The organism is Jejuibacter sp. L23, assembly GCF_050815825.1.
In the GTDB taxonomy this organism is placed as follows: Bacteria; Pseudomonadota; Gammaproteobacteria; order Enterobacterales; family Enterobacteriaceae; genus Jejubacter; species Jejubacter calystegiae.
This window is the reverse complement of the sequence record NZ_CP138199.1, coordinates 3,613,802-3,634,806: the sequence shown is the minus strand read 5'-3', so window position 1 is coordinate 3,634,806 and position 21,005 is coordinate 3,613,802. Positions and strand designations below refer to the sequence as shown.

Below are 21,005 nucleotides of genomic sequence, written 5' to 3'. Positions count from 1 at the left end.
TTCAGGGGCCCCGAAACTCCGGCGATAAAACGAAAGAAAGATTACCCGATCAAACACCGGTTGGCGAGGGGTTTTACGTCTGTTTTGCGATAAGTTTTGTGATGGTTTGCCCGTAAATGTTAGCAAATTTGACAGCGCGCTGGTGGTTAAAAAAACGGCGTTGCGAGGGTTTTATGAACAGATGAGGAATCTGTTATCAATTTCAACAAATAACACGGGGAAATTGCCGGGAATTATTCCCGGCAATTTATGAAATTTATGTTGAATTAATTAGCCTGAAATGTTGCTTGCTTGTTTGTATTTGCCAGGAAGATGGCGATCAAACCAGAGAATAATCTTATCGTTTAATGAGGTCATCAGACACCAGGGCAGGCCAACCAATACCACGGATAATGAACCGACAAAGACATCGGTAAACCAGTGTGCGCCGCTCATCATACGCGGTAATGAAAAGACAACCACAATAACCAGCGCCGTCACGAAGGCCCGGCGTCCGAAGTAGCGCAGCATAAAGCCCGCGAAGATTAGCAGCATCATACCGTGGTCGCCGGGGAAGCTGTCGCGCGAGGCATCCTTGGTCGAGATGGGCAGCAGATCCCGGACCCGATGCACATGCTCAAAAGTCAGCGTCGGGCTTGGGCGCTCTACCGGAATGCGCTGCCCCAGCTGGTTCAGCACCACGGCGGTCAGCAGCATGGTCAGACCCATAATAAAGATATGGCGGCGCTCACGGGCGGTCGCTCCCTGCCAGTAGCTCAACATCAGCAGGCCCATACACAGCAGCGAGCAGAGATCGAAGGCCCGGTTGTTGGTGATAGCCACCAGCCACAGAAAAGCGCGGCTGTTAACCAGCCCGGCGTTAAAGTAGTGGAAAATACCGGCGTCAATCGCGAACCAGAACCCATGGTCCGGGGGCAGATACCACGAAAAGAACAGCACCAGTCCCAGTGCGTTCAGTAACAGAATGTGAAGAGTGTTGGGGCGAGTCATTGGTTTCCCACCAGTGAATAGCTGGTGGGAAATACGCTAACGGCTGGCGCGTAAACGAAGCATCAACGCTGATTGTCGTCAGGTAAACGAAGCTTCAACAGATCCTGTTGTAGCTGATTCCAGTCGCATTCCGCGCTGTGAATGATTTCGATACGGCTGTCTGGCGGGGCGACATTCTGGGTTTCGATATGAAAATCCTGACCCTGGCGATTGATGCGAACCAGCCCTTCGGGAATGCGCATTACGCCCTTTACCCGATCTACCGGCGCCAGCCGCGCCCACTCCAGCAGGCCAATGGTGTCGAAGCGGGTCTCTTCGTCGAAGATCCAGCCGCAGGCGTGATGACCCTGTCCGCTGTTAAGGCTGCGGCGCCAGCGCTGGTGAGAAGCCAGGCTCAGGGCCGCCAGTCCGCGGGAAGCGGGGTGGGAGTGACTGTGGCTTTCGCTTGCGGGCAACGTGCGTAGATTATGGCGTGGGCTATCCAGCAAGGCGGGATCGATCTGACCCTGGCTGACGGTAATGGCTTTGCGGCCCGCCAGATTGCTACTCAGCCACGCCTCCAGAGCTGCGCGGCTGGCCTCGTCCTGCCTGTCGGCCTTATTGGCGATAATAATATCGGCGGCGGCCAGCTGATCGCGGAAGTTCTCATCGTTTTGCAGACGCTGTTCCAGCAATTGACGCGGTTCGAGCAGCGTCAGCGTGGCACGCAGATCGATCCAGGGTTCATAGACATCGGCGGTAAGCATATCCAGGATCTGCTTCGGATGGCCCAGCCCGGTGGGTTCTATCAGCAGGCGATCCGGGCGCCCCTGACGCAGCAGTGTATTGAGTCCTACCTGCATGGGCAGGCCGTTGACGCAGCACATGCAGCCGCCAGGGATCTCTTTTAACAGCGCGCCGCTGTCTGCCAGCAGGGCGCCGTCAATGCCGATCTCGCCAAATTCGTTTACCAGTACCGCCCACTTCTCATTTTCCGGCTTGTTTGCCAGCAGGTGAGTGATGGTGGTGGTCTTACCGCTACCAAGAAAGCCGGTAATCAGGTTGGTTTTTGTCACAGGGGCTCCGGGATTGTCGTGATGTGGCGGCAGTGCCGCTAACAGGGAACCTGCCTATCCTGACGAAAAAACGAGGAAAAGAGAAGGGCGCGGCGGGTTATGGGCGCCGCGCCAGAGGTGTTAACCGGCAAGAGTGGCGGCCACCGTGCTGCGGGCACCCTGGCGACAGAGCTGGCGCCAGGCCTGTTCTACCGAATCGACAAAGACAGGATTAGCGGGCAGATCGTCGCCGAAGATCTCTTTGAGCGTCAGCAGGGCGGCAACCCGCTCCTGTTCGCTGCTCTGGGCTACCCGGCTGGCGATCTTCTCCAGCAGCGGATCGCGGATGTCTATTGGCTCGCCCCTGTCATCCACGCCGCTGACGTAGCGCATCCAGCCGGCCACGCCCAGCGCCAGTAACGGCCAGTCGCTACCGTTAGCCAGATGCCAGCGGATGCCGTTCAGCATACGCTGCGGCAGCTTCTGGCTACCGTCCATGGCAATCTGCCAGGTGCGGTGCGGCAGGGCGGGGTTACTAAAGCGGGCGATCAACCCCCGGGCGTAATCGTCCAGACTGACGTTCTGGATATTCAGCGTAGGGGCCTGTTCCTGCATCATCAGGCGGCGGGCGGCGGCCTGGAAATCGGCATCGGCCATGCAGTCGGCAATGGTCTCAAAGCCTGCCAGATAGCCCAGCCAGGCAAGAAACGAGTGGCTGCCGTTGAGCATACGCAGCTTCATCTCTTCCCAGGGCAGAACATCCTGTACCATCTGTACGCCTACCTGCTCCCAGGCTGGTCGGCTGGCCACGAAGTTATCCTCAACCACCCATTGAATCCAGGGTTCGGCGCAGATACCGCAGGGATCTGCCACCCCGACTGCATCGGCGATCTCCTGAAGCGACGCATCCGTGGCGGCGGGCACAATGCGGTCTACCATGGTAGAGGGGAAAGTCACGCTATCGCGGATCCATGTCGTCAGGGCCGCATCACGCTGCTGCGCCAGCCCCAGAACGGCATTGCGGACCGTATGCCCGTTGTCGGGAATGTTATCGCAAGAGAGAACGGTAAAGGGGGCCAGGCCACGCTCCCGACGGCGCGCCAGGGCTTCCACCAGAATGCCCGGTGCGGAATGAGGCTGGTCCGGATGTTCAAGATCGTGGCGGATGCGCTCATTCGTTAAATCGAGCTGGCCGCTGGCCGGATCGATGCAGTAGCCCTTTTCGGTGATGGTGAGCGAAACAATGGCGACCTGCGGCTCGCAGAACTTTTCAATAATGGCGGAGAGGCCATCGAGCCGGGCATTCAGACATTCGTGAACGGCGCCCACCACGATGGCTTCGCTGCCCTGGGGACCCTTTTCCAGAACCGTATAAAGGTGATCCTGGGCGCGTAACGCGCTCATCAGTTTATCACCGCTAAACAGGCTGATTTCGCAAATGCCCCAGTCGCCACCCAGCTGGTTTAGAACCCTGTCGGTCAGTAGCGCCTGGTGGGCACGGTGGAAGGCGCCAAATCCCAGGTGAACGATGCGGCTTTTAAGCTGTGTGCGGTCATAGCCCGGCTGACGGATGCCGGACGGTAGCGCGACGCTGGCGATAGTGTTCATGAAATGTTATTCCCGATAACCATTGATTAACATGGTCAGTGTAAAGTTATATGACAACAAATAAAATTGGTGTGCCTTATTTATCGGGGGAATGTGAAGCAGATCAACCAATGCGGCGGAGAATATTGACGTATTAAGATGGACATGTAGGGTAGGCATGTTGATCGATTGGTATAACATCTTTTGCGAGGAAATGGCGATGGAACAAACCTGGCGTTGGTATGGGCCGAATGATCCGGTCACCCTGGACGATGTACGGCAGGCGGGTGCGACTGGCGTGGTTACTGCGCTGCACCATATCCCTAATGGTCAGGTATGGCCGGTTGAAGAGATCCGCGAGCGTCAGCGGCTGCTGGCGGAAAAAGGGCTCACCTGGTCAGTGGTCGAGAGCATCCCGATTCATGAGGATATCAAGACCCATAGCGGCGACTACGACCAGCATATCGCCGCCTGGCAGCAGAGCGTGCGTAACCTGGCCGAATGCGGCATCGATACCGTCTGCTATAACTTTATGCCGATCCTGGACTGGACCCGTACCGATCTGGCCTGGACGCTGCCGGACGGTTCAAAGGCGCTGCGTTTCGATCAGATAGCCTTTGCGGCGTTTGAACTGCATATCCTTAAGCGCCCGGGGGCCGAAGCCGACTATAGCGAACAGGAGCGCGCCCAGGCGGCGGATTACTTCGCCGCCATGAGCGCCGCTGACATCGACAAGCTAACCCGCAACATCATTGCAGGCCTGCCCGGCGCGGAAGAGGGCTATACCCTCGATCAGTTCCGTGCCCGTCTGGCGGAATATGACGGTATCGATAAGGCGCAGCTGCGTGAGAACATGGCTTACTTCCTGAAAGCGGTGGTGCCGGTGGCGGAACAGGCGGGCGTTCGCCTGGCTATCCACCCGGACGATCCGCCGCGCCCGATCCTGGGCCTGCCGCGCATTGTTTCTACCATTGACGATATGCAGTGGATGAAACAGACCGTGGACAGCATTTACAACGGCTTCACGATGTGCACCGGTTCTTACGGCGTTCGCGCCGATAACGATTTGGTGAATATGATCGAAACCTTTGGCGATCGCATTCACTTTACCCATCTGCGTGCCACCTGCCGGGAGCAGAATCCGAAAACCTTCCATGAAGGGGCGCATCTGCAGGGCGATGTGGATATGGTCGCGGTGGTGAAGGCGATTCTGACTGAGGAGTCTCGACGTAAAGCGGCGGGCGATTTGCGCCCGATCCCGATGCGTCCGGATCACGGTCACCAGATGCTGGACGATCTGCATAAAAAGACCAACCCGGGCTATTCGGCTATCGGGCGTCTGAAGGGGCTGGCGGAAGTGCGCGGCGTTGAGCTGGCGCTGAAAAAACTGCTATTCCCTGAACTGCTGTGATTCGCAGGTAAAAAAACGGGAGGCAGAGCCTCCCGTCAGGTTGATGACAAAGAGGGAAAAACGTGGTTTTTCCCTCTTTGTGGTTATCAGCCGAAAATCAATGAATTGATTTTCCTTGTTTATTCTTATGGACGATTACTCGGCGCGCCCCATATAGCGGCGTTCGGCCACGTGAATACGGATTTTCTCACCGGTGACCAGATATTCCGGCACCTGAATAGTCAGGCCGGTAGAGAGGGTTGCCGGTTTGGTACGGGCGCTGGCGGAAGCGCCCTTAATGCCCGGCGCGGTTTCGGTGATTTCCAGATCCACCGTCTGGGGCAGCTCCAGCGCCAGCACCTGGCCGTCCCAGGTCAGCACCTGCATACCGGGAATGCCCCCTTCGGGAATAAACTGCAATTCGTCGGCGATCTGCTCCTGATTAAAGGAGTAGGGGGTGTAGTCTTCATCATCCATAAAGACATATTCGTTGCCGTCGACGTACGAGAAGTTGACCGGGCGGCGGCTGAGCACGATAGTGTCGAGGATATCGTCGCCCTTAAAGCGCTCTTCCACCTTCAGACCGGTACGGACATCCGAAAAACGCATCTTATAGAGCGTGGCCGCGCCGCGAGCGCTTGGGGCCTGGATATCGATGTCTTTTACCAGCAGCAGCTTGCCATTGTAGTTGATGGCCATGCCGCGCTTGATTTCGTTAGCTCTTGCCATGAATTAATCCTGATCGATAACGCGATAAAAATATGGCGACAAGGTACTCGCGGCATGGCATTCAGGCAAGTGAATTCTCTGGCGGGTAAAGAGAGTGGCGCCATGCCGGATGGGCTGTTAGAGTGGCGGTTTCCCTGGCCGGAGCCATCCGATGGACTGTCGCCCCGACTGCGGTGCCTGCTGCACTGCTCCTTCCATATCCAGTCCGATTCCCGGTATGCCTCAGGGCAAACCCGCAGGCGTACCCTGCGTACAGCTCGACGAGCGTCAGCGCTGTAAAATCTTTGGCTCTGTGCTGCGCCCTGCGGTGTGCGCCAGCCTGAGCCCGGATGCCGCCATGTGCGGCACCAGCCGGACCCAGGCGCTGGCGTATCTTATCCACCTGGAGCAGGCGACAGCACCCTAAACGTCGCGAATACGCAGCAGACACCAGACGGTAACGGCAATCATCCCCAGTGCCAGCCAGAATACCGAATGGTAACTCCAGATCTCTGCAGCTATGCCTGCCAGCGAACCGGCAATAATCCAGCCGACGCGGGTGGTATTGGTGTACAGCGTGGTGGCGGCGCCCGCCTGACCGGGCATCAGATCCTGAAAATAGAGCATACCGATACCCGCCAGAATCCCAATATAGATAGCGTTCATTAGCTGTAGAGCCAGCAGCAGTATTGGGTTGTGCACCGTCAGCATACCGATATAGAACAGCAGCCCGCCGACCACCGCCACCCGCATCAGGAAGCGCTTGCCGAAGCGCCGGGCGTAATAACCGGCGATCAGCATGGTGGGAATCTCCAGCCCGGCGGCGGTGCCCATCATCAGACCGGCCAGTTTTTCCGGCAGCTTGAGCTCGTGGATAATATAGAGCGGCATATTAATGATATAGAGGCTGTTGCTGCCCCACATCATGGTACAGGCGGTAAACAACAGCAGGGCGTCGCGACGATTGCGGCGTGGCGCTTCCAGTACGCCTGCCCCGGCGGCGGGATCTTTACGCATCGACGGCAGCCAAAACCAAACGATCAGCCCGCAGACGATAAAGGCCGCAGCGGCGCTGAGGTACATGACCTCGAAGCCGAAACCCAGCGCCAGCGCGTAGGCCAGCGGCGGTCCTACCACCCAGGCCAGCGACACCTGGGCGCGCAGGATAGAGCTGAACATTACCGCTTCGCGCCCGGTGCGCTCCGCATGCTCCCGGGCCAGGGCGAACATTTGTGGGTTAGCCGTAGAGCCAAAGCTGCTAAGAAAGACGCCGATAAACAGCAGAATAAAGTAGTTACGGTTCCAGGCGAACAGGACGCAGGCCAGCGCTCCCAGCAGGCAGCAGCCCAGAATCAGGCTCTTACGATCGCCACGGCGGTCGGAATGGCTGGCCAGAAACTGGCTGACCAGAATGCCGATAACCGCACTGCCGGTAAAGAACAGCCCCACCATGGCAGGACGGGCATGAACTTCTTCACTCAGAAACAGGCTCAGGGTGGGCGTCTGGAGCGCGCCGGCAATGCCGGTCAGAAAGGCGACGATCAGGAACGCCGCCGACGTCAGGTTGACCGGGCCTGAACGCGGCAAGGTAGAGTCAGATTGCATGGGAAATGTTTGAGTTGGTGAATTAACGCGCGCAGTGTAGCGGGCTTGAAGATAAATAAACAGTCACTAAAATCAAAAGCGGCATCAAAAATCAAAACGGCATTCCACTTCGATAGCGGATACTGCCTTGTTCCGCGCCTACCCGCGGTGCTGATGCAGGCTGAAAGTGTGCTGAAACTCAAAGTTCTGTGAGTCGATATCGCCTGCAACTTGCCTGAATTCCGGGAATGGCGGACACTAACTGGCCATTTTTTTGAAACGTTTCAGCGCTTCTGTCCGACGGGAAGCGGTTGCATGGCATCCTGTTTTATGGTCCGATAGCTGAAACGTTTCAATTTTACGGGAGCAAATATGCCGCGCTTAAGGTGTCGGGTGCTCTCCATCGGGTTGGCGGAGTGCGTAGAACGCTGATGGAAACGAGGCCGCACAGTCAGTTAATTTTGGATGCCGATACCCTGCTACTGGATGCGGAAACCCGCGATCTTGCAGTGCTTCAGGCCCTGAATATCGGCATGCTGAAGGCGCGCGGGGCGATTGACGACGCCTTTGCCCATAGTGCCAGCGGTCAGCATCCCAATAATCTGGGCCAGGGCATCTGGCTTAATGACAGTCTGGACGGTAATCTCATCAGCGCCGTAGCCATCAGTCGCCCCCGGGAGCCATTTCTGGTGAACGGGCAGCCCGTTGCCCTGCTGATGACCGTCTCGGTAGCGGACGACGAAGCGTTGTGGATACTGGGCCGCCTGAGCTCTCTGCTAAGCCAGCAGCAAGGCGAACGTCTGCTGCGGGCCTGCCCGGCAGGGCTGCTGGCGCTACTGACCCGGGATGAAGCGGCGCCGCAGACTGCCGATTTTGTAGTACGTAACGAATACGGTATTCATGCCCGTCCGGGCGCCGTACTGGTCAATATTATCAAACAGTTTAAGAGTGACATTACCGTGACAAACCTTGACGGAACGGGCAGGGCGGCCAGCGGCCGTAGCCTGATGAAGATAGTCGCGCTGGGCGCGAAAAAGGGACACCGTCTGCGTTTTACCGCCTGTGGCGAGGATGCGTCACCGATGCTAAAAGCGATAGGTGACGGTATCGCCAGCGGCCTGGGGGAGGGAGTGGCATGACCAGACGCGTTGCCACCATCACCCTGAATCCGGCCTATGATCTGGTGGGGTTTTGCGAAGAGATTGAGCGTGGTGAGGTAAACCTGGTGCGGACTACCGGTCTGCACGCTGCGGGAAAGGGTATTAACGTTGCTAAAGTGCTGAAGGACCTGGGCATCGATGTCACCGTTGGCGGTTTTCTGGGTAAAGAGAATCAGGAAGGTTTCCAGCATCTGTTTAGCGAGCTGGGTATCGCCAACCGCTTCCAGGTGGTGCAGGGGCGTACCCGTATTAACGTTAAGATGACGGAAAAAGATGGTGAAGTGACCGATCTTAACTTCTCCGGCTTTGAAGTGACTCGTCCCGACTGGGAGCGTTTTGTCTCTGACTCCCTGAGCTGGCTGGGGCAGTTTGATATGGTGTGCGTCAGCGGCAGCCTGCCGGTGGGGGTACACCCCGATGATTTTACCGACTGGATGATACGCCTGCGCCGCCAGTGCCCGTGCATTATCTTCGACAGCAGCCGCGAAGCGCTGAAGGCCGGTCTTAAAGCGGCGCCCTGGCTGGTGAAGCCCAATCGTCGGGAGCTGGAGATCTGGGCCGGGCGACCGCTGGAAAGTATGCAGGACGTGGTGGAAGCGGCCCATAAGCTACGCGAGCAGGGGATAGCCCACGTGGTGATTTCGCTGGGGGCCGAAGGCGCGCTCTGGGTCAACGCCTCGGGCGCCTGGATAGCCCGCCCGCCCGCCTGTGACGTGGTCAGTACCGTCGGTGCCGGAGACTCTATGGTCGGCGGCCTGATCTACGGCCTGCTGATGCGTGAAACCAGCGAACATACCCTGCGTCTGGCGACGGCGGTGGCGGCGCTGGCGGTGAGCCAGAGCAATGTGGGCGTCAGCGATCGTACCCGGCTGGCGGCCATGATGGCGAAGGTGGAACTCAATCCGTTCAATGGCTGAATGGCGCGGGGCCCGCTTTGGGCCCCGTTATTTTATGACGATCAGTCGTTCTGCTGGTCGCGCAGCCAGGCAATCTCTTGATCCCAGATATCCGGATTAATGGTTTCCAGAATCAGTGGAATGCCGTCGAAGCGCGGATCGCGCATGATCCAGCGAAAGGCGGTATGGCCGATATTGCCTTCACCCAGGCTGTGGTGGCGATCCACCCGGCTGGCGAATTCGCTCTTTGCGTCGTTCAGGTGCATGCCCCGCAGGTACTCAAATCCCACTGTCCGTTCGAAATCGGCAAAGGTTTCTGCGCAGGTTTCTTCGGTGCGCAGGTCATAGCCTGCCGCGAAGGCGTGACAGGTATCGATGCAGACCCCCACCCGTGACTTATCCTCAACGCCTTCGATAATTTCCGCCAGTTGCTCAAAGCGAAATCCCAGGTTGCTACCCTGACCTGCGGTGTTTTCGATAACCGCCGTGACGCCTTCGCTCTGCTCCAGCGCGATATTAATGGAGTCGGCGATACGCGCCAGGCATTCCGATTCGGAAATCTGTTTAAGGTGGCTGCCGGGGTGAAAGTTCAGCAGTGAAAGTCCCAGTTGCTGGCAGCGCTGCATTTCGTCAATAAAGGCAGCGCGGGATTTTTCCAGTGCCTCCTGAACCGGGTGGCCCAGGTTAATCAGGTAGCTGTCATGGGGCAGGATCTGGCCGGGGCCAAAGTTGTACTTGCTACAGGCCGCCTTAAAGTTTTCGATGGTTTCATCACTCAGGGGGGCGGCGCGCCACTGGCGCTGATTTTTGGTAAACAGGGCGAAGGCGGTTGCCTTCAGCTCTGCGGCGCGGATGGCGGCATTCTCCAGGCCGCCGGCCGCGCTCACGTGCGCTCCAATATACTTCATTATCTTTGTTCTCCGGTCGTCCCGCAGGGAAGCGCCTATGATAGCGGTTCGACCGGCAAAAATCTTACAGGATGTGCTGCACCGCCAGGTTAATGGCGCCGCCGCCGACAATCAGCCAGATAAACAGGATAAGCGCTAGCAGCATCGGGCGCATCCCGGCCTTTTTCAGGGCGCTGACGTGGGTGGTAAGCCCCAGAGCCGCCATCGCCATGGCCAACAGTACGGTATCCAGCGCCACAATTTCTTGCACCAGCGCATCCGGCAACAGGTGGAAGGAGTTAAATATCGCCACCACAATAAATAGCACCGCGAACCACGGAATAGTGATTTTGCTCTTCTCCTGCTGGCCGGCAGGGGCCAGCTGTTTCACCCGTCCTGCCAGCAGCAGCAGGAAGGGGGCCAGCATCATCACCCGCAGCATCTTGGCGATGACGGCGCTGTTTTCCGCTTCCGGGCTGATGGCGTGACCGGCGGCAACGACCTGGGCCACTTCATGTACTGTTGAACCGGTATAGATGCCGTAAGCCTCCGGGGTAAACCAGTGGCTGAGCAGCGGCCATAGCGCCGGATAGATAAAGATGGCGAGAGTACCGAAGATCACCACGGTCGCTACCGCCACGGTAACTTGACTTGCCTCCGCTTTGGCTACCGGCTCCGAGGCCAGTACCGCCGCTGCGCCGCAGATACTGCTGCCCGCGCCAATCAGCCAACTGGTCTGGCGATCCAGACCGAACAGGCGCTGGCCCAGCAGGCAGGCCAGACCAAAGGTGCTGGACAGGGTCAGAATATCGATAACGATCCCGCTCGCCCCGACGTCGGCGATCTGGGCAAAGGTCAACCGGAAGCCGTAGAGGATGATCCCCAGGCGCAGCAGATGCTGCTTAGAAAAAAGCACCCCGCCATCGCACTGGCGCCATACTTTAGGGTAGAGGGTATTGCCCACGACCATGCCAATCAGAATGGCCAGCGTCAGGGCGCTGAACCCGGCGCCTGCCACCTGGGGAATGTTGCCTCCCCATAGGGCGATAGCGGCAATCAGGGCGCTCAGCAGCAGCCCTGGCGCAAAGTGCCACAGCGTACGGTGCGGCGTAGATAATGTCGAAGTCGTCATGGATTTCCTCCCAAAGTATGGGGAGAAGCCTACTCCTGACTGGTATAAATATAAAATTGATTATATCTTTATAATTAATCTGAATAAGTAGTAAGTTGGCCATTTGGGTCGACATGATGGGGATTCTATGCATATCACACTGCGTCAGCTCGAGGTCTTTGCCGAAGTCCTGAAGAGCGGTTCCACCACCCAGGCCGCTCAGGTGCTCTCGCTGTCTCAGTCGGCGGTGAGCGCCGCACTGGCCGACCTGGAAGGGCAGCTTGGGGTCCGACTGTTCGATCGCGTTGGTAAGCGGCTGGTGGTGAATGAGCACGGGCGACTGCTGTATCCCCAGGCCGTGGGCCTGCTGGAGCAGGCGGGGGAAATTGAGCAACTGTTTCATAATGATGTAGGGGCGATTCGCGTCGGTGCCAGCAGCACCATCGGTAACTACATTCTGCCGGAAGTGGTTGCCCGCTACCGCCGTGACTTTCCCGATCTGCCGCTGGATATCAGTATTGGCAACAGTCAGGACGTGATTAACGCGGTGGCCGATTTTCGGGTCGATATTGGCCTGATTGAAGGGCCCTGCCATATGGCCGACATTGTGACCGAACCCTGGCTGGAAGATGAACTGGTGGTTTTTGTTGCGCCGACATCGCCTCTGGCTCAGGGGGCGGTAACCCTGGAACAACTGGCGGCCGCGCCGTGGATCCTGCGCGAACAGGGCTCCGGCACCCGCGAGATTGTCGACTATCTTCTGCTTTCCCATCTGCCGCATTTTCGACCGGGCATGGAGCTGGGCAACTCTGAGGCTATCAAACATGCGGTGCGCAACGGGCTGGGAGTAAGCTGTCTGTCGCGTCGGGTCATTGAAGAGCAGCTTGATAACGGCACTCTGGTGGCGCTGGACGTTCCGCTGCCAACCCTGGTGCGCACGCTCTATCGTATTCACCATCGTCAGAAGCATATTTCCAGCGCGTTGCAGCGCTTTTTACGCTACTGCGAACCGGTGTAGCCGAACCGCGATTTTCTGCTTTACTTATAATTCTTCGGCTGTCATGAAGCGATCTTATAACCGATGAATTGCGTCAGGCGCTTTTTATAACTTCTGCTACAATCGCGCCTCATTATTTGAATAAGCAACAGTTTTTCTATGGTTTCTGAAGATAACAGCACACAGCCGACGGGGCTACGGCGCGAACTGAAAGCGCGCCATTTGACGATGATCGCCATTGGCGGTTCAATTGGCACCGGGCTGTTTGTGGCCTCCGGGGCAACGATTTCTCAGGCGGGCCCGGGCGGCGCGCTGCTCTCCTATATTCTTATCGGCCTGATGGTCTACTTCCTGATGACCAGTCTTGGCGAGCTGGCGGCTTATATGCCGGTTTCCGGCTCCTTCTCGACCTATGGTCAGAAGTACGTGGAAGAGGGCTTTGGCTTCGCGCTGGGCTGGAACTACTGGTACAACTGGGCGGTGACCATCGCCGTTGACCTGGTGGCCGCGCAACTGGTGATGACGTACTGGTTCCCGGATACCCCCGGCTGGATCTGGAGCGCTCTGTTCCTGGGCATTATGTTCCTGCTCAACTACATCTCGGTAAAAGGCTTTGGTGAAGCGGAATACTGGTTTTCGCTGATCAAGGTGACGACCGTTATCATCTTTATCGCCACCGGCCTGCTGATGATTATGGGCATCTTCAAAGGTGCGCAGCCTGTTGGTTGGGAAAACTGGAGCACCGGGGACGCCCCCTTTGCCGGCGGTTTTGCGGCGATGATCGGGGTGGCGATGATTGTCGGCTTCTCGTTCCAGGGCACCGAACTGATTGGTATTGCTGCCGGTGAATCCGCTGACCCGGAGAAAAATATTCCCCGTGCGGTGCGTCAGGTATTCTGGCGAATCCTGCTGTTTTATGTGTTCGCTATCCTGATTATCAGCCTGATTATTCCCTATACCGATCCGAGCCTGCTGCGTAATGACGTTACTGATATCAGCGTCAGCCCCTTCACCCTGGTGTTCGAGCATGCCGGTCTGCTGTCTGCCGCGGCGCTGATGAATGCGGTTATCCTGACTGCGGTGCTGTCCGCCGGTAACTCAGGGATGTATGCCTCTACGCGTATGCTCTACACCCTGGCCTGTGATGGTAAGGCGCCTAAGGTGTTCTCGAAGCTTTCTAAGGGCGGGGTGCCGCGTAATGCGCTCTATGCCACCACGGTGGTGGCCGGTCTGTGCTTCCTGACCTCGATGTTCGGCAATCAGACCGTTTACCTGTGGCTGCTGAACACCTCCGGGATGACCGGCTTTATTGCCTGGCTGGGTATTGCTATAAGCCATTATCGTTTCCGTCGCGGTTACGTGCTGCAGGGCAATGATATTAACTCTCTGCCATATCGTTCCGGCTTCTTCCCGCTGGGGCCGATCTTCGCCTTTATTCTGTGCCTGATTATTACTCTGGGCCAGAATTACGAAGCTTTCCTGCAGGATCGCATCGACTGGGTCGGCGTAACCGCCACCTATATCGGCATTCCGCTGTTCCTGGCTATCTGGTTTGGCTACAAGCTGGTCAGAGGTTCACACTTTGTCCGCTACAGCGAGATGGAGTTCCCGAGCCATTTGAAGAAGTAAGTTCCAGTAACGGGGCGCTGCGGCGCCCCGTTTTTTTATCTTTTCCTTCCGTGTTCCATATCTGCAACATTCACATTTTCTCCATCTTGTTAATAAAGATATTGATAACAATTATCATTTGTTTTATCTTTTGCGAAAATTGTAAAAAAGCGTGTTTGTCTGCTCTAAAACCATTGATCGCTCTGGGGAATCCCGGTCAATGGCGGGGTCTGAATAACGGGAAAATACCCGTTCGGATACCAGAGCGATAACCACCGTCGTCGGCTCCGATGACTTTGCTGTGTGAGTGAATTTGATTTGTTTGCGTTGTTGACCTCATGGAGAAAAGAATGTTTAGGTTAAATCCCGTGGTTCGGGGGGGCGTGTGCCTGTCCGCCGCCTCGCTGATGCTGCCTGTCTGGGCTGAAACCGGCGCGGAGCGGAAGAAAGAAGATGTGATGGTAGTCACAGCCGCGGCGGTGGAGCAGAATCTGAAAGACGCTCCCGCCAGCATTAGCGTGATTAGCGGTGAAGAGCTCAAGCGCCGCCCGGTGCAGAATCTGAAGGATGTGCTGAAGGAAGTGCCGGGGATCCAGTTGACCAATGAAGGGGACAACCGGCAGGGCGTCAGTATTCGCGGCCTCGACAGCGGATATACCCTGATTCTGATCGACGGTAAGCGCGTTAACTCCCGCAATGCCGCCTTTCGCCACAATGATTTTGACCTGAACTGGATCCCGGTAGATGCCATTGAGCGCATTGAAGTGGTGCGCGGTCCGATGTCCTCGCTGTATGGTTCGGATGCGCTCGGTGGGGTTATCAACATTATTACCCGTAAGGTTGGGCGTGCCTGGCACGGCAGCCTCAGCCTGGACACCACGGTCCAGGAAGACAGAGACCTTGGCGATAGCTATAACGGTAGCCTGTTTGTCACCGGCCCGGTGATTGACGATGTGCTGGGGGTAAAATTCTGGAGCAGCCTTGGCAAACGCGAAAAAGATAAGCAGCAAACCTCTGCCACCAGTGATACCGGCGAATCGCCCCGTATTGAAGGCTACACGGCCCGTAGCGCTAACGTTGAATTTGCGCTGACCCCCACCGATAACCAGGATATCGATTTCGGCTACGGCTTCGATCGTCAGGATCGCTCTTCGGATTCGCTGGATAAAAACCGTATGGAGCGCCAGAACTACTCGCTATCGCACCGTGGCCGTTGGGACTTCGGCAACACCGAGTTGCGCTTCTACGGCGATCGCCTGGAAAATCTCAATTCCGGCAACAGCGAGCCAATTGTGTCACGCAACAATACCCTGGATGGCAAGCTGGTACTGCCGCTCACGGAATATAACCATATGCTGACCATGGGCGGCGAGTGGCGTCACGATAAGCTGAGCGATTCGGTGAATCTGACCGGCGGCGCTGGCGGTAGCAGCACCTCCGCGACCCAGTACGCGCTGTTTGTCGAAGATGAATGGCGGCTGTTTGAGCCGCTGGCCCTGACTACCGGCCTGCGTATGGACGATCATGAAACCTACGGCGATCACTGGAGCCCGCGCGCCTATCTGGTATGGAGCGCGACAGACAGCGTAACGGTGAAAGGGGGGTGGGCTACGGCCTTCAAGGCGCCGTCGCTGTTGCAGCTTAGCCCGGACTGGCAGAGCAACTCCTGCCGCGGCTCCTGTAAGGTTGTAGGGAGCGCGGATCTGAAGCCGGAAACCAGCGAAAGCTTTGAACTGGGGCTTTACTATGCTGGCGAAGAGGGCTGGCTGGAGGGCGTGACCGCCAGTGTCACCGCCTACCAGAATGATATTGACGATATGATCAACATCAGCCGTACCTCAAATGCCGGGCTGGCGCCGACCTATCCTAACTATGTGGGCATGATCGATGGCAAGCCCGCTTTCCGCTACTACAACGTGGATCGGGCGCGTATTCGCGGCGTTGAAACGGAGCTGAAAGTGCCGTTTAACGAGCAGTGGAAACTGACGCTGAACTACACCTATACCGATGGCCGCAATCTGAGCGGCGGCGGTAATAAGCCGCTGGAAGAGCTGCCGTTCCATAATGCTCATGCGACGCTGGACTGGCTGCCGGTCGATGACTGGTCGTTCTACGTTCAGGCTGACTACACCGGCGAGCGCCGTACCATCACCAGCGGTAACCCAACGCCCGGCGGCTACACAATCTGGAATGTCGGCGCAGCCTGGCAGGTGACAACGAACCTGAAGCTGCGTGGCGGGGTGCTGAACCTGGGCGATAAAGATCTGAACCGCGACGATTACAGCTACAACGAGGATGGCCGTCGTTACTTCCTGGCGGCGGATTATCGATTCTGATCAATCTGTCGGGCCATGTCTTTTATCGGCATGGCCTTTCTTTCTTAAAAAATCTCCGCTTTATCGTTATCATGCCCGACATCTTTTCCTGCCTGCGGAGCAACCATGGGCCAGACCAAAAAAGGGATCATCTGCGTGCTGTTCGCCGCCGTGCTGTGGGGCAGTTCCGGGGTGTGTGCGCAATATATTATGGAGAGCAGCCGGGTATCGGCCCAGTGGCTGACCATGGTAAGGCTGCTGTTCTCTGGCCTGATTCTGTTGATGCTGGCGTTTATGCAGGGCGAGCGCATCTTCCGTATTTTTACCGACCGCGCGAGTCTGTACCGACTGCTGTTCTTTACCCTGTTTGGCGCGCTGTTGGTGCAGCTTTCGTTTCTGGTGACCATTGAAAAATCCAATGCCGCCACGGCCACGGTGCTACAGTTCCTGTCTCCTTCGATTATCGTCGCCTGGTTTGCGCTGACTCAGAAGAGCCGCCCGGGTCTGTTTGTGTTGATAGCCATTATCACGTCTCTGGCGGGCACCTTTCTGCTGGTCACCCACGGTAATCCCACCTCGCTCACTATTTCCGGCGCGGCGTTGCTGTGGGGGATTATCTCGGCCTTCTCCGCCGCCTTTTACACCACTTATTCGTCGGGGCTTATCGCTCGCTACGGTACGCTGCCGGTGGTCGGATGGAGCATGCTGCTGGGCGGATTGATACTGCTGCCTTTCTATGTGCGCCAGCCGGTGCAGATAGCTAATGATGGTAGCGTGTTGCTGGCCTTCTTTTATCTGATTGTGGTGGGTACTGCGATTACCTTTAGCCTCTACCTTAAGGGGGCGCAGGTGATTGGCGGGCCGCGGGCCAGTATCCTGAGCTGCGCAGAACCGCTCAGTAGCGCGCTGCTGTCGCTGCTGCTGCTCAATGTGGTCTTCACCGTGCCGGACTGGGTCGGCACCTTGCTGATTGTCTCATCGGTGATGCTGATAGCGCTGGATTCGCGCCGCAGGCAGGGGCGTTATGCCCCGCACGACGGCGGGGCAGGGGATGCTACTTAAACAGATATCCCGCGTGAAAACGCAGATGCTCCTCAATAAAACTGGCGATAAAGTAGTAGCTGTGGTCGTAGCCGTGCTGGATGCGCAGCTCCAGCGGCCAGTCACGGCTTCGGGCGGCCTCGGCCAGTTGGGCGGGTTGTAGCTGCTCTGCCAGGAAGGTATCGGCATCGCCCTGGTCTACCAGCATGGGCAGTCTGGCCTCGTCGGGGGCGTTGGCCAGCAGTTCGCAGCTATCCCATTCGCGCCAGGTAGTTTCGTCGGCGCCCAGATAGGCGCTAAACGCCTTTTGTCCCCAGGGGACCTGGCAGGGATTAACGATGGGGGCAAAGGCGGAAACCGAACAGAAGCGCCCCGGATTTTTCAGCGCCATAATGAGCGCGCCGTGACCGCCCATTGAGTGACCGGCAATGGCCTGCTTCCCGGAAAACGTGAAGTGACTGTTCACCAGGGCGGGCAGTTCGTCGCGCAGATAGTCATACATCCGATAGTGGATGGCCCATGGGGGCTCGCTGGCGTTCAGGTAGAAACCGGCGCCCTGACCCAGATCGTATGAGGCATCGTTCGCAATGGACTCACCGCGCGGGCTGGTATCCGGCATAATCAGCGCAATACCCAGTTCGGCAGCCATCCGCTGGGCGCCGGCTTTAGTGGTAAAGTTTTCGTCATTGCAGGTCAGGCCAGAAAGCCACCACAGCAGCGGCGGCGCGCTTTCACGGGCGGGCGGCAGGAACAGGCTGAAGGTCATGGGGCAGCCCAGCGTTGTTGACGGGTGGCGCCAGCGCTGCATAAGCCCGCCAAAACAGCGATGCTCTTCAATTTTTTCCATCTGGTGACTCCATGTTGTTTCGCACAGGTGGCCTTCATCATAGCAGCCAGCGGGGCAAAATTTCACGATGACTGAGGAAGTTTCACTTCACCCGCTGCCGGGAATGGCGCATCATTCCCCCGTTGCGCCCGGGGTTGAAAGAATGCAGCTATTTCAGCCATTATCTCGGGTAGCCGCTGGATTCTGTGCGCCCGCTGCCGCACAATGAGCGCACGCTCCGTCCCATGAGGCGGAGATTAGCCACACCTGCAGGAGAAAAACAAATGCCGTCACTCAGTAAAGAAGCCGCCCTTGTTCATGAGGCGCTGGTCGCTCGCGGGCTTGAAACACCGCTGCGTCCGCCGGTGCACGAGCTGGATAACGAAACCCGTAAAAGTCGTATTGCCGGTCATATGACGGAGATCATGCAGCTGCTTAATCTCGATCTTAGCGATGACAGCCTGATGGAGACACCGCATCGCATCGCCAAAATGTATGTGGATGAGATCTTCTCCGGCCTCGACTATGCGAACTTCCCGAAGATCACCCTGATCGAAAATAAGATGAAAGTGGATGAGATGGTGACGGTGCGCGACATCACGCTGACCAGCACCTGTGAACACCACTTTGTCACTATCGATGGCAAAGCGACCGTCGCCTATATTCCGAAGGATACGGTGATCGGCCTGTCGAAAATCAACCGTATTGTGCAGTTCTTTTCCAGCCGTCCTCAGGTTCAGGAACGCCTGACCCAGCAGATTCTGGTGGCGCTGCAAACCCTGCTGGGCACCAATAATGTGGCGGTATCCATCGATGCGGTCCATTATTGTGTCAAGGCTCGCGGTATTCGCGACGTCACCAGCGCCACCACCACCACTTCGCTGGGCGGTTTGTTTAAGTCGAGCCAGAATACGCGCCAGGAGTTCCTGCGCGCCGTACGTCACCACGGCTAATCACCCCAGGCAGGAAAGATGAAGAGAAATGTCACGCTGGATTTTATTCGCGGCGTTGCCATTCTCGGCATCCTGCTCCTGAATATCAACGCCTTCGGCTTGCCGAGGGCGGCCTACCTGAATCCCGCCTGGGCTGGCCATATCAGCCTTAGCGATGCCTGGACATGGGCGTTGCTGGATCTCTTCGCCCAGGTGAAATTCCTGACGCTGTTCGCGCTGCTGTTCGGCGCCGGGTTGCAGATGCTGCTGGCGCGCGGTAAGCGCTGGATTCAGTCGCGCCTTAGTTTGCTGGTGCTGCTGGGGTTTCTGCACGCCGCGCTGCTGTGGGATGGCGATATCCTGCTGTCTTACGGCCTGGTGGGGCTTATCTGCTGGCGTATGGTGCGTGACGCCCACGGCGTTCGTCAGCTGTTCAATACCGGCGTGCTGCTATACCTGATTGGCGTGGCGGTGCTGCTGGTGCTGGGCGGTATTCAGGGCAACGGCTCCGACCGTAGCTGGGTTCCGGGCGCCGCGGCGCTGCAGTATGAACAGTTGTGGAAACTGGCTCAGGGCGGCGAAGCCGTCAGTCAGCGTCTGGGGTCGTTAAGCGACAGCCTGCTGGCCCTGGGGGCGCAATATGGCTGGCAACTGGCGGGTATGATGCTGCTGGGCGCTGCGCTGATGCGCAGCGGCTGGCTGGCCGGGCGTTTCAGTCTGGCCCATTACCGGCGCAGCGGCTGGCTGCTGATAGCTTTGGGGATGGCGATTAATATTCCCGCTATCGTGGCTCAGTGGCGCCTGGGATGGGACTATCGCTGGTGTGCCTTTATTCTTCAGGCGCCGCGTGAACTGAGCGCGCCGTTTCAGACCATCGGTTATGCTGCGCTGGCGTTCGGCTACTGGCCGAAGCTTGCTCGCTTCCGGCTGACGGCGGCGGTGGTCTGCGTGGGGCGTATGGCGCTGACCAACTATCTGCTGCAGACCCTGATCTGTACCACGCTGTTCTATCGCTTTGGGCTGTTTATGCAGTTCACCAGGCTACAGCTGTTGGCCTTTGTTCCGGCGGTATGGGCGGTGAATCTGCTGTTTTCGCTGCTGTGGTTGCGCCATTTTCGCCAGGGGCCGGTTGAGTGGCTGTGGCGACAGCTTACCGCCAGGGCGGCGGGCGTGCGCCTGGCGCAAAAACACAAACATCCGGGCGCTTAAGGCTTAAGTTTCTTTTCCAACTCAACCAGCTGTTCGGGGGTCACCGCCGGATAGTTTTGGGCGTCGTCGGTGATTTCGTGGGTGGCCGGAATTGGCACCAGCGGTCCCAGGAAGCGCGGCTCGCGTTTAAAGATATAGAGATCGGCCAGCGCGCTCAGGCGGGCGCCAAACTCGCGAATGCGTACCGTCAGCATATTTTTGGGGGAAGGAACCGCATAGCACTGGGCCTGAATGCCCATATGCCAGGCGATAAATAGCGCCCGCTCGCAGTGAAAACGCTGGGTGATGATGATGAAGTCATTGGTATCGAACACCTTGCGGGTGCGGACGATGGAGTCCAGGGTGCGAAAACCGGCGTAATCCAGCACGATGGCGGAGGGATCGACCCCGGCGGCAATCAGATCGCGCCGCATGGTGCGCGGTTCGTTGTAACTCTGTAGCGCGTTGTCGCCGCTGAGCAGCAGATAATCCACCTTGCCGCTGTTCCAGGCGTTAATCGCTCCCTGAATGCGGTATCGATAATACTGATTAATTACCCCGGTACGGTAGTACTTGGCGGTGCCCAACACCACGCCGACCTGGCGGCGGGGCAGATCCTGAATTTCATCATAAACCCAGGGGGAAGTCTTCCAGCTCATCCAGCGGTCCAGCGCAAACACGGACAACAGCAGTAAGCCGATAATGACCAACAGGCTGTAAAACAGGCGCTTCAACATGGAGTTGCGGACTC

Annotated in this window: 19 protein-coding genes; 10 read left to right on the top strand and 9 right to left on the bottom strand. The window is 57.6% G+C overall.

Annotated elements, in window-relative coordinates:
* Positions 1–270: 270 nt before the first annotated feature.
* The 3 genes from SCU88_RS17365 to SCU88_RS17355 all read right to left on the bottom strand — a co-directional run bounded on the left by SCU88_RS17365 (position 271) and on the right by SCU88_RS17355 (position 3,632).
* A complete protein-coding gene (locus SCU88_RS17365; protein WP_175341161.1) occupies positions 271–990 on the bottom strand; it encodes a phosphatase PAP2 family protein in 720 nt (239 codons plus the stop codon).
* A gap of 62 nt (positions 991–1,052) precedes the next feature.
* Positions 1,053–2,045: a GTP-binding protein gene (locus SCU88_RS17360; RefSeq protein ID WP_175341160.1), complete on the bottom strand. Its 993-nt coding sequence runs from the start codon at positions 2,043–2,045 to the stop codon at positions 1,053–1,055.
* Between the two features lie 120 nt (positions 2,046–2,165).
* Complete coding sequence (locus tag SCU88_RS17355) at positions 2,166–3,632, bottom strand: fructuronate reductase (protein WP_175341159.1); 1,467 nt, start codon at positions 3,630–3,632, stop codon at positions 2,166–2,168.
* 199 nt (positions 3,633–3,831) lie between these two features.
* Here SCU88_RS17355 and uxuA point away from each other — a divergent pair, with 199 nt between their 5' ends.
* The gene (gene uxuA, locus SCU88_RS17350) at positions 3,832–5,022 is read left to right on the top strand and encodes a mannonate dehydratase (protein WP_138098448.1); all 1,191 of its coding nucleotides are present in this window, start codon (positions 3,832–3,834) and stop codon (positions 5,020–5,022) included.
* A 135-nt stretch (positions 5,023–5,157) separates the two neighbouring features.
* Here the strand turns inward: uxuA and yeiP are convergent, their stop codons facing one another.
* Positions 5,158–5,730, bottom strand: a complete 573-nt coding sequence (yeiP, locus tag SCU88_RS17345) for an elongation factor P-like protein YeiP (RefSeq protein WP_138098446.1) — start codon at positions 5,728–5,730, stop codon at positions 5,158–5,160.
* A gap of 151 nt (positions 5,731–5,881) precedes the next feature.
* On the opposite strand from yeiP, the gene SCU88_RS17340 reads away from it, so the two are divergent.
* Positions 5,882–6,136, top strand: a complete 255-nt coding sequence (locus SCU88_RS17340) for a YkgJ family cysteine cluster protein (protein WP_138098444.1) — start codon at positions 5,882–5,884, stop codon at positions 6,134–6,136.
* On the opposite strand, the gene setB is transcribed toward SCU88_RS17340, so the two are convergent.
* Positions 6,133–7,314 carry a sugar efflux transporter SetB gene (setB, locus tag SCU88_RS17335; protein ID WP_138098442.1) on the bottom strand — a complete coding sequence of 394 codons (1,182 nt, stop codon included), beginning with the start codon at positions 7,312–7,314 and terminating at the stop codon, positions 6,133–6,135. The genes SCU88_RS17340 and setB overlap by 4 nt on opposite strands.
* A gap of 410 nt (positions 7,315–7,724) precedes the next feature.
* Here setB and SCU88_RS17330 point away from each other — a divergent pair, with 410 nt between their 5' ends.
* Both SCU88_RS17330 and fruK read left to right on the top strand, forming a co-directional pair.
* Positions 7,725–8,432: an HPr family phosphocarrier protein gene (locus tag SCU88_RS17330; RefSeq protein ID WP_175341158.1), complete on the top strand. Its 708-nt coding sequence runs from the start codon at positions 7,725–7,727 to the stop codon at positions 8,430–8,432.
* On the top strand, positions 8,429–9,370 hold the full coding sequence (gene fruK, locus SCU88_RS17325) for a 1-phosphofructokinase (protein WP_138098440.1): 942 nt from the start codon (positions 8,429–8,431) through the stop codon (positions 9,368–9,370). The genes SCU88_RS17330 and fruK overlap by 4 nt, the downstream gene beginning before the upstream one ends.
* Positions 9,371–9,411: 41 nt before the next feature.
* Here the strand turns inward: fruK and nfo are convergent, their stop codons facing one another.
* Both nfo and SCU88_RS17315 read right to left on the bottom strand, forming a co-directional pair.
* The gene (nfo, locus tag SCU88_RS17320) at positions 9,412–10,257 is read right to left on the bottom strand and encodes a deoxyribonuclease IV (RefSeq protein WP_175341157.1); all 846 of its coding nucleotides are present in this window, start codon (positions 10,255–10,257) and stop codon (positions 9,412–9,414) included.
* Between the two features lie 64 nt (positions 10,258–10,321).
* The gene (locus tag SCU88_RS17315; RefSeq protein ID WP_175341156.1) at positions 10,322–11,368 is read right to left on the bottom strand and encodes a YeiH family putative sulfate export transporter; all 1,047 of its coding nucleotides are present in this window, start codon (positions 11,366–11,368) and stop codon (positions 10,322–10,324) included.
* 127 nt (positions 11,369–11,495) lie between these two features.
* Here SCU88_RS17315 and yieE point away from each other — a divergent pair, with 127 nt between their 5' ends.
* The 4 genes from yieE to SCU88_RS17295 all read left to right on the top strand — a co-directional run bounded on the left by yieE (position 11,496) and on the right by SCU88_RS17295 (position 17,329).
* Positions 11,496–12,365, top strand: coding sequence for a DNA-binding transcriptional regulator YeiE (gene yieE / locus SCU88_RS17310; protein ID WP_175341155.1), 870 nt, complete (start codon positions 11,496–11,498; stop codon positions 12,363–12,365).
* A gap of 138 nt (positions 12,366–12,503) precedes the next feature.
* A complete protein-coding gene (locus SCU88_RS17305; RefSeq protein ID WP_138098432.1) occupies positions 12,504–13,973 on the top strand; it encodes an amino acid permease in 1,470 nt (489 codons plus the stop codon).
* 329 nt (positions 13,974–14,302) lie between these two features.
* The gene (gene cirA, locus SCU88_RS17300) at positions 14,303–16,288 is read left to right on the top strand and encodes a catecholate siderophore receptor CirA (protein WP_175341154.1); all 1,986 of its coding nucleotides are present in this window, start codon (positions 14,303–14,305) and stop codon (positions 16,286–16,288) included.
* Positions 16,289–16,393: 105 nt separating this feature from the next.
* Positions 16,394–17,329 carry an EamA family transporter gene (locus SCU88_RS17295; RefSeq protein WP_175341153.1) on the top strand — a complete coding sequence of 312 codons (936 nt, stop codon included), beginning with the start codon at positions 16,394–16,396 and terminating at the stop codon, positions 17,327–17,329.
* On the opposite strand, the gene fghA is transcribed toward SCU88_RS17295, so the two are convergent.
* A complete protein-coding gene (gene fghA, locus SCU88_RS17290; RefSeq protein ID WP_175341152.1) occupies positions 17,322–18,155 on the bottom strand; it encodes an S-formylglutathione hydrolase in 834 nt (277 codons plus the stop codon). The genes SCU88_RS17295 and fghA overlap by 8 nt on opposite strands.
* A 263-nt stretch (positions 18,156–18,418) precedes the next feature.
* Here fghA and folE point away from each other — a divergent pair, with 263 nt between their 5' ends.
* Positions 18,419–19,087 (top strand): GTP cyclohydrolase I FolE, encoded by a 669-nt coding sequence (folE, locus tag SCU88_RS17285; RefSeq protein ID WP_138098425.1) that lies wholly within the window; start codon positions 18,419–18,421, stop codon positions 19,085–19,087.
* Positions 19,088–19,105: 18 nt separating this feature from the next.
* On the top strand, positions 19,106–20,275 hold the full coding sequence (yeiB, locus tag SCU88_RS17280) for a DUF418 domain-containing protein YeiB (protein ID WP_175341151.1): 1,170 nt from the start codon (positions 19,106–19,108) through the stop codon (positions 20,273–20,275).
* Here yeiB and sanA read toward each other — a convergent pair.
* Positions 20,272–20,991, bottom strand: a complete 720-nt coding sequence (gene sanA, locus SCU88_RS17275; protein ID WP_138098421.1) for an outer membrane permeability protein SanA — start codon at positions 20,989–20,991, stop codon at positions 20,272–20,274. The genes yeiB and sanA overlap by 4 nt on opposite strands.
* Positions 20,992–21,005 lie beyond the last annotated feature (14 nt).